At 58.9% G+C, this 4,894-nt stretch carries 1 tRNA gene and 2 rRNA genes; all 3 read left to right on the top strand.

The window, feature by feature from the left end:
• Positions 1-178 precede the first annotated feature (178 nt).
• Positions 179-1,659 (top strand): 16S ribosomal RNA (locus tag EQG76_RS31070).
• A 174-nt stretch (positions 1,660-1,833) separates the two neighbouring features.
• Positions 1,834-1,910 (top strand) — tRNA-Ile (locus EQG76_RS31065).
• A 405-nt stretch (positions 1,911-2,315) separates the two neighbouring features.
• Positions 2,316-4,894 (top strand): 23S ribosomal RNA (locus EQG76_RS31060); the annotation flags it as partial.

The following is a 4,894-nucleotide window of genomic DNA, read 5'->3' as shown; positions in this document are numbered from 1 at the left end:
TGTTGTTTGACATCGTTGGTTGGTGGAGCGCTTGGAATAGAGCGTTTTGGAGGGATGTGCGGGCGGCGTTCTCTTTGGCTTTGGCTGGGGGGGATGATCGTCTGGAGCATCCTGGTGTTCATTGGAACTCTTCGGAGGTTCTGATGGGTACCTTGCGTGAGCCTAGATGGTCAGCGATCAAGCTGAGAGTTTGATCCTGGCTCAGAACGAACGCTGGCGGCGCGCCTAACACATGCAAGTCGGACGCACTCGCAAGAGTGAGTGGCGGACGGGTGAGTAACACGTGGGAACCTGCCCTGGGGTCTGGGATAGCTGCGGGAAACTGCAGGTAACACCGGATGCGCCCTTTGGGGGAAAGTTTACGCCCTGGGATGGGCCCGCGTCGGATTAGGTAGTTGGTGAGGTAGTGGCTCACCAAGCCTGCGATCCGTAGCCGGTCTGAGAGGATGATCGGCCACACTGGGACTGAGACACGGCCCAGACTCCTACGGGAGGCAGCAGTGGGGAATCTTGGACAATGGGGGCAACCCTGATCCAGCGACGCCGCGTGGGTGATGAAGGCCTTCGGGTCGTAAAGCCCTTTTGCCGGGGAAGATGATGACGGTACCCGGAGAAGAAGCACCGGCTAACTCTGTGCCAGCAGCCGCGGTAAGACAGAGGGTGCTAGCGTTGTTCGGAATTACTGGGCGTAAAGGGCGCGTAGGCGGCCATGTAAGTCGGGTGTGAAATCCCGGGGCTCAACCCCGGAACTGCATTCGATACTGTGTGGCTTGAGACCGGAAGAGGTGGGTGGAATACCCAGTGTAGAGGTGAAATTCGTAGATATTGGGTGGAACACCGGTGGCGAAGGCGGCTCACTGGTCCGGTTCTGACGCTGAGGCGCGAAAGCGTGGGGAGCAAACAGGATTAGATACCCTGGTAGTCCACGCCCTAAACGATGTGTGCTAGATGTCGGGGGACTTGTCTCTCGGTGTCGGAGTTAACGTTTTAAGCACACCGCCTGGGGAGTACGGCCGCAAGGTTAAAACTCAAAGGAATTGACGGGGGCCCGCACAAGCGGTGGAGCATGTGGTTTAATTCGACGCAACGCGCAGAACCTTACCAACTCTTGACATGGCCGTTCTAGCTGCAGAGATGCAGTGTCCCGCAAGGGGGCGGTCACAGGTGCTGCATGGCTGTCGTCAGCTCGTGTCGTGAGATGTTGGGTTAAGTCCCGCAACGAGCGCAACCCTTGTCCGTAGTTGCCATCAGGTTGGGCTGGGCACTCTACGGGGACTGCCGGTGACAAGCCGGAGGAAGGTGGGGATGACGTCAAGTCCTCATGGCCCTTACGAGTTGGGCTACACACGTGCTACAATGGTGGTGACAGAGGGCAGCGAGGTCGCGAGGCCAAGCAAATCCCGAAAAGCCATCTCAGTTCGGATTGCACTCTGCAACTCGGGTGCATGAAGGTGGAATCGCTAGTAATCGCGGATCAGCACGCCGCGGTGAATACGTTCCCGGGCCTTGTACACACCGCCCGTCACACCATGGGAGTTGGTTCGACCTTAAGCCGGTGCGCTAACCTTCGGGAGGCAGCCGTCCACGGTCGGGTCAGCGACTGGGGTGAAGTCGTAACAAGGTAGCCGTAGGGGAACCTGCGGCTGGATCACCTCCTTTCTGGACCGCTTGTCGTCAGAGGTTTCACGACCTTCTGGGGGCAAGACATGGTCAGCAGCCAGATCCATTGGATCTGGCAACAAACTGCCTCCCTGCTGCAAGGGATCGGGCTTGCCCGGTTTCTGGTTAAGGGGAGCGCCGTCCGCACATCCCTCCAAAGTTTCATGGCAGCTCGGGCCCGTAGCTCAGTCGGTTAGAGCGCACCCCTGATAAGGGTGAGGTCGGCCGTTCGAATCGGCCCGGGCCCACCACTGCCCCCGGTTGGGGGTGAGTGGGCGTCCATGAGATGTTCTGGGATGAAGTGCTCCACGGACCGGGAGCGGGTTAGCCCGCTGCCGCGACGATGGTTTCCCGCGAGGCGTTGGCCTTGTTGGGAATGCTGTTTGTCATCGTATGGTGTTTTCCTTGACTGTGTGACCGCCGGGCGGTCGGGCAGCTGTTCTGGTTTCTGACCAGGCTGGCTGGCCGGTTGTCCGGATTGGGACGCACGGGATGCTCAACGCATCCTTCGCCCGCGCCAGCGCGGGCGGGGGGTTTGTGGTGATACCTGCCGGCTCTCTCTCCATGGGGCCGGTGGGGCTCTGCATGAGCGAAGGGTCAGGCTGGTTGATCTTGCAAGATCAACTTATCCGGGCCGGTCGCTGGTGTGGGGTGGTGATGAGGTAATGAAGGGCATCTGGTGAATGCCTTGGCGTCGAGAGGCGATGAAGGACGTGGCACGCTGCGATAAGTCCGGGGGAGATGCGAGCGATCGTTGATCCCGGAATTTCCGAATGGGGCAACCCACCGCTTTTTGCGGTATCCCGTACTGAATTCATAGGTACGGGAGGCGAACCCGGGGAACTGAAACATCTAAGTACCCGGAGGAAAGGACATCAACCGAGACTCCGCTAGTAGTGGCGAGCGAACGCGGATCAGGCCAGTGGCCACATCGAACGAACCGGAACCGTCTGGAATGGCGGGCCATAGCGGGTGACAGCCCCGTACGGGTAGGGGTTCGGTGTGGTCCTCGAGTAGGGCGGGGCACGTGAAACCCTGTCCGAACATGGGGGGACCACCCTCCAAGCCTAAGTACTCCTCGACGACCGATAGTGAACCAGTACCGTGAGGGAAAGGTGAAAAGCACCCCGACAAGGGGGGTGAAACAGAACCTGAAACCGGATGCCTACAAGCAGTCGGAGCCTGACTTTGATCTTCGGATCGAAGGGCGGGTGACGGCGTACCTTTTGTATAATGGGTCAGCGAGTTATCGTTGCCAGCAAGCTTAAGCCGCAAGGTGTAGGCGTAGCGAAAGCGAGTCTGATAAGGGCGTATAGTTGGCGGCGGTAGACCCGAAACCGGGGTGATCTAGCCATGGGCAGGTTGAAGGTGGGGTGACACCCACTGGAGGACCGAACTCACGTCTGTTGAAAAAGACGGAGATGACCTGTGGCTAGGGGTGAAAGGCCAATCAAACCCGGAGATAGCTGGTTCTCCGCGAAAGCTATTGAGGTAGCGCGTCGTGTATGACCTTCGGGGGTAGAGCACTGGATGGGCTAGGGGGGCGCAAGCCTTACCAAACCTAACCAAACTCCGAATACCGAAGTGTTCGAGCACGGCAGACAGGCGGCGGGTGCTAAGGTCCGTCGCCAAGAGGGAAACAGCCCAGATCGCCGGCTAAGGTCCCCAAGTCATGGCTAAGTGGTAAAGGATGTGGGAAGTCCATAACAACCAGGAGGTTGGCTTAGAAGCAGCCATCCTTTAAAGAAAGCGTAACAGCTCACTGGTCTAATAGACGTCCTGCGCCGAAAATGTAACGGGGCTCAAGCCATGCACCGAAGCCGCGGGCTCGTACTTGTACGAGCGGTAGCGGAGCGTTCCCTAGGCCTGCGAAGGTGAGCCGTGAGGCTTGCTGGAGGTATGGGAAGTGCGAATGCTGACATGAGTAGCGACAAGGAGTGTGAGAGACACTCCCGCCGAAAGTCCAAGGGTTCCTGCGCAAGGCTAATCCGCGCAGGGTGAGCCGGCCCCTAAGGCGAGGCCGAAAGGCGTAGTCGATGGGAATTCAGGTGAACATTCCTGAGCCTGTGGGTAGTGACGGCGGCCGTAAGTTGTATCCCCTTACTGGATTGGGGATGCCGCGAAGGACGTCCAGGAAACAGCTCCCACGTATAGACCGTACCCGAAACCGACACAGGTGGACTGGTTGAGCATACCGAGGCGTTTGAGAGAACGGTATCGAAGGAACTCGGCAAATTGCCCTCGTAACTTCGGGAGAAGAGGGCCCCGTTGGCAGGCAACTGTTGGCGGGGGGCACAAGCCAGGGGGTGGCGACTGTTTACTAAAAACACAGGGCTCTGCGAACTCGAAAGAGGACGTATAGGGTCTGACGCCTGCCCGGTGCCGGAAGGTCAAGAGGAGGGGTGCAAGCTCCGAATCGAAGCCCCGGTAAACGGCGGCCGTAACTATAACGGTCCTAAGGTAGCGAAATTCCTTGTCGGGTAAGTTCCGACCTGCACGAATGGCGTAACGACTTCCCCACTGTCTCCGATACCGGCTCAGCGAAATTGAATTCCCCGTGAAGATGCGGGGTACCCGCGGTCAGACGGAAAGACCCCGTGCACCTTTACTGCAGCTTTGCGCTGGCATTAGGCGGAACATGTGTAGGATAGGTGGGAGCCTGTGAAGCTCTGGCGCCAGCCAGGGTGGAGGCGTCCTTGAAATACCACCCTTGGTTCGCTTGATGTCTAACCCAGACCCGTGATCCGGGTCGGGGACACCGCATGGTGGGCAGTTTGACTGGGGCGGTCGCCTCCCAAAGTGTAACGGAGGCGCGCGAAGGTAGGCTCAGGCTGGTCGGAAACCAGCCGTTTGAGTGCAAGGGCACAAGCCTGCTTGACTGCAAGAGCGACGGCTCGAGCAGAGACGAAAGTCGGCCCTAGTGATCCGGTGGTCCCGCGTGGAAGGGCCATCGCTCAACGGATAAAAGGTACGCCGGGGATAACAGGCTGATCACTCCCAAGAGTCCCCATCGACGGAGTGGTTTGGCACCTCGATGTCGGCTCATCACATCCTGGGGCTGAAGCAGGTCCCAAGGGTTCGGCTGTTCGCCGATTAAAGTGGTACGTGAGCTGGGTTTAGAACGTCGTGAGACAGTTCGGTCCCTATCTGCCGTGGGTGTTGGAGACGTGAAAGGATCCGTCCTTAGTACGAGAGGACCGGGATGGACAGACCTCTGGTGGGCCGGTCGTGGCGC

The organism is Geminicoccus flavidas (assembly GCF_009806515.1).
Lineage (GTDB): Bacteria > Pseudomonadota > Alphaproteobacteria > Geminicoccales > Geminicoccaceae > Geminicoccus > Geminicoccus flavidus.
Note: the sequence above shows the minus strand (reverse complement) of the source record. Positions and strands in the feature narration are given on the sequence as shown.